Annotated in this window: 4 protein-coding genes; 2 read left to right on the forward strand and 2 right to left on the reverse strand. The window is 48.2% G+C overall.

Annotated features, from left to right (window positions below; genetic code table 11):
• Positions 1 to 515 (forward strand): chromate transporter (locus AC3DOM_RS17205; RefSeq protein WP_487920266.1); only part of this gene is annotated, 515 nt, incomplete at its 5' end.
• Positions 512 to 1,360, forward strand: coding sequence for a universal stress protein (locus AC3DOM_RS17210; protein WP_487920267.1), 849 nt, complete (start codon positions 512 to 514; stop codon positions 1,358 to 1,360). The genes AC3DOM_RS17205 and AC3DOM_RS17210, both read left to right, overlap by 4 nt.
• Here the strand turns inward: AC3DOM_RS17210 and AC3DOM_RS17215 are convergent.
• Entirely contained in the window at positions 1,347 to 2,039 is a 693-nt protein-coding gene (locus AC3DOM_RS17215) for a hypothetical protein (protein ID WP_487920268.1), read from the reverse strand. The two genes, AC3DOM_RS17210 and AC3DOM_RS17215, sit on opposite strands and share 14 nt — an antisense overlap.
• A gap of 2 nt (positions 2,040 to 2,041) precedes the next feature.
• On the reverse strand, positions 2,042 to 2,851 hold an 810-nt coding region (mutM, locus tag AC3DOM_RS17220; protein ID WP_487920269.1), incomplete at its 5' end, for a DNA-formamidopyrimidine glycosylase.

Below are 2,851 nucleotides of genomic sequence, written 5' to 3' on the forward strand. Positions count from 1 at the left end.
CTTGGTTGAAATTGTTTTGGCTTTTTCTCAAGGTCAATACATTGAGTACATCAGGACCTGCTTCGATTGGTCTGCTTTATAAAGAAGCTATTGTTGAGACAATGACCGAGTCTGAATTTATTGAAGCGGTTGGTTTTTCCAATGTGCTGCCGGGGAGCGAAGCCTTAAAGCTCGCCATGTTTGTGGGTTACTCAGCCGGAGGGATGAGTGGGATGAGCGCCGCCCTGCTTGGATCCATTTTGCCACCTACGCTTCTGATGTTGGCTGCTGTGTCAATGCTTGAAAAAGTACAGGGTAAAATCTGGTTAACCAACTTTATTGACGGCATGACCCCTGCTGTAGCGATGTTGATGCTCATGATCGGTTGGAAAATATTCCGTAATGACATAACAAAGGCAATAAAAAAGCGCACGGTCTTAATTGCCGCATTAAGTTTAGCCGCGCTTTTGCTTAATATCCCGTCTCCGTTTGTATTAATCGGGGCGGGGATTCTAGGAGTGGTCTTATTACGATGAAAAAGAAAATCTTGCTCGCAACCAATGGATGCCCGGAAGCTTGGCCGACAATCGAATACAGTACATGGATGGCAAAAACTTTCTCCATGTCGCTAACTTTGCTAGGGGTTATCGAAGACACCAACGATGAACATCCCGTGCAGGATATATTCAGCCGAGCAGTAACCTTCTTCGGAAAAGAAGGGATAGAATACGATTTGCAATTGGTAGATGGCGAAACGGAAGATGTACTTCGAGAAATGGTGTGGACGAATGCGGAAATGCTCGTTGTGGGACCTTTGGGGCGTTCCAGGTTTCGCCATTGGCTACTTGGGCGTACTTTCCGGCAAATTTTAGAAGATGTCGGGGTGCCAATTCTCTATATGCAAAAGGCGAAGCTGCCGATTAAGAAGATTTTAGTCTGCCTTGGGGGATTGGGGCATGCGCATCTGGCTAGAGAATACGCAATTAATATCGCCGCGAAGACTCAAGCCGTGCTAACACTTTTGCATGTAGTCCCTCCTGTAAATTTGGATTACCCTCCAGTGAAAGAGATGCAAAATAATTGGAATCACCTGCTTGATACTGATACGCCACCTGCTCAGGAGCTGCGAAAGGCGCAGCAATATGCCCAGGAAAAGGGCGTGCAGACCCACGTCACGGTGCGGCACGGGAACGTGGTTAACCAAATTATAGGGGAACTGGAAGAAAACGATTACGATCTTGTCTGCATGGGGTCAATATTCAGCCATACCAGCTTACGTCAACTATATGCACCCAATGTGACCGCAGAAATCGCAGAAGCGGTAAATTGCCCCATCCTGACAGCACGCTGCCTGGAGGATCATCTACCTAGCGCGGCGTAGCGTTTTCTTCCCATTCGGCGATGGCTTTCTGGATGAATGCCTGCACATCCTTATCCGGAATCTCATCAATAAACTCATAGCGCGTCAACCCAACGTAAAAATTCACCACGCCAGTGATCGATTCCTGCAAACGGATGCCCATATTTTTTAATGGATGTCCATCAAGATTTTTTTGCAGGATTTTGTCGATTTGTTTAACCATGCTTAAAGTCGATGCTGGTGGACCTTTATCCTCATCACTCGGCTTAGAGACCGACTCTGCGGTGGCCTGAGGGATTGGCGAAGGTGTTGAGATTGGTTTGGCGGAAACGATCGGTTCTGCGAGAGCGGGATTGGCTGCAACCCATGGGCGAAGCGCCACAACCAGGTTCACCAACCGCTTTTGCTGATCGGGAGAAACAGCCAAACGGTTTTCCAGCCATTCACCATCCAATTTGATCTCCAGCGCGCCGGATTCACCTTCTTTTAAGGCCAGAGCGTAAATCACCTCCTCATCTGGTGAGGGGAGATAGACGATTTTTTCGATTGGCTCAGGAGCTTCGGTTGGCTCAGGAGCTTTAATTGGTTCTTCTTTTCTCGCCTTCCTTTTTTGCCTGATCCTGGATTCAACCAACCCCAATATATACCCCAGCAACCATATCCCTATATAGATTCCGATTGTTTTCAAATCAAATTCCATCGTTATGCTCCTTTTAGCGGCTGGCATTTCGGACAAAAATGTGTGCCGCGCTGTCCAACTGTAATGCGCTGGATGGGCGTCCCACAGTTGAGACAGGGTTCATCTTTGCGCCCATAAACATGCAGGTAATTTTGAAAATCGCCGCCGCGATAGATCCAGTCTATCGATGTGCCGTTGCGGCGGATGCCCTCCTCGAGAACTTCACGGAGGTTTCGCCACAGGATTTCAGCTTGCTTCCGTCTAATTAAATCTGATTTTGTGAGCGGATGCAATCCTGCCAAATGTAATGCTTCGTCGGTGTAGATATTGCCCATTCCTGCAAGAAAATTCTGATCGAGAAGCAGGGGCTTGATCTGGCGTTTATGTTGTCTCAAACGCTCGTAGAGCATTTCAACCGTAAAGTTTTCGTCCAGTGGTTCCGGGCCAAGTTTACCAAGAATATCCTCCGGGCTGGGGGTGAGCCAGACCCGTCCAAATTTACGCATATTGCTAAAGGCGAGATAGTGTCCATCAGAGAGATGCAAAATCAAACGATCATGCTTTTCAACAGGTTCATCAGCATTGCGGATAAGCAGATCGCCACTCATCCGAAGGTGGATGAGGAGGCTGTCCACTGTCAGGCCCAGGACAATATATTTCGCGCGGCGTGAAAGGGATTCTATTGACTGGCCGCAAATGCTTGCAATGAAATCAGCAGGTGAAGGCGTCGCAAGAGTCCGCTCCCAGAGCAGTTCGGCGGATTCGATCTTTCGCCCCACCAACTCAGAACGTAATTTGCGGACAATCGTTTCAACTTCTGGTAGTTCGGGCAT

It is taken from the genome of Candidatus Desulfolinea nitratireducens (assembly GCF_982879505.1).

Excerpts from the sequence above, each read along its gene's own strand:
- AC3DOM_RS17210 (WP_487920267.1), top strand. The coding sequence starts at position 512 with ATGAAAAAGAAAATCTTGCTCGCAACCAATGGATGCCCGGAAGCTTGG.
- AC3DOM_RS17215 (WP_487920268.1), bottom strand. The coding sequence starts at position 2,039 with ATGGAATTTGATTTGAAAACAATCGGAATCTATATAGGGATATGGTTG.